Below are 270 nucleotides of genomic sequence, written 5' to 3'. Positions count from 1 at the left end.
GTGGCGAGCGAAACTGGATGAGGCCAAACCGTAGGCGTGTGATACCCGGCAGGGGTTGCGCTTTCGGGGTTGTGGGAGTGTGCTGGATCGGTCTGCCGGCCGGTCGGAGAGTCAGAAACCGTTGGTGTAGTCGAAGGACATGCGAAAGGTCCGGCGTAGAGGGTAAGACCCCCGTAGACGAAACATCAGCGGCTCTCTTGCATGTTTTCCCAAGTAGCACGGGGCCCGAGAAATCCTGTGTGAATCTGGCGGGACCACCCGCTAAGCCTA

At 59.6% G+C, this 270-nt stretch carries 1 rRNA gene; it reads left to right on the top strand.

Annotated features, from left to right (window positions below):
• Positions 1 to 270 (top strand): 23S ribosomal RNA (locus tag GCU69_RS09305); the annotation flags it as partial.

Source organism: Streptomyces lycii (assembly GCF_009735685.1).
In the GTDB taxonomy this organism is placed as follows: Bacteria; Actinomycetota; Actinomycetes; order Streptomycetales; family Streptomycetaceae; genus Streptomyces; species Streptomyces lycii.
This window is presented reverse-complemented; position numbering and strand designations above follow the sequence as displayed.